Annotated in this window: 1 protein-coding gene; it reads left to right on the top strand. The window is 58.3% G+C overall.

Annotated features, from left to right (window positions below):
- Window positions 1-414 (top strand): 1,2-dihydroxy-3-keto-5-methylthiopentene dioxygenase (locus B3Q33_RS10600; protein ID WP_286827525.1); only part of this gene is annotated, 414 nt, incomplete at its 5' end.
- Between the last annotated feature and the right edge of the window lie 30 nt (window positions 415-444).

Here is a 444-nt window from a genome sequence, read left to right as displayed (position 1 = left end):
CTGTCCGATGCCCCTCAACAGGACGAAGTCATCGCCGCCTACAAGGCCGATATCGGCCGCCTGATTGATGAGGAAGGCTACCAGACCGTGGACGTGGTCAGCATGGTGCCGGATCACCCTGAAAAAGCGGCGTTTCGACAGAAATTTCTCGAAGAGCACCGCCACAGCGAAGACGAAGTGCGCTTCTTCGTGGAAGGCCAGGGCCTGTTCACCCTGCACATCGGCGACCGGGTCTACGAGGTGCTATGCACCAAGGGCGACCTGATTAGTGTACCTGCCAACACCCCGCACTGGTTCGACATGGGCCCCAACCCTCGCTTTGTCGCCATTCGCCTGTTCAATAACCCGGAAGGCTGGGTGGCTAATTTTACCGGTAGCGATATCGCCCAGCGCTTCAACCGCCTGGAAAACTGAAACCTGGCCCCTGTAGGAGCTTGCTTGCAA

This window comes from Alcanivorax sp. UBA3183 (assembly GCF_002364155.1).
Lineage (GTDB): Bacteria > Pseudomonadota > Gammaproteobacteria > Pseudomonadales > Alcanivoracaceae > Alcanivorax > Alcanivorax jadensis.
Note: the sequence above shows the minus strand (reverse complement) of the source record. Positions and strands in the feature narration are given on the sequence as shown.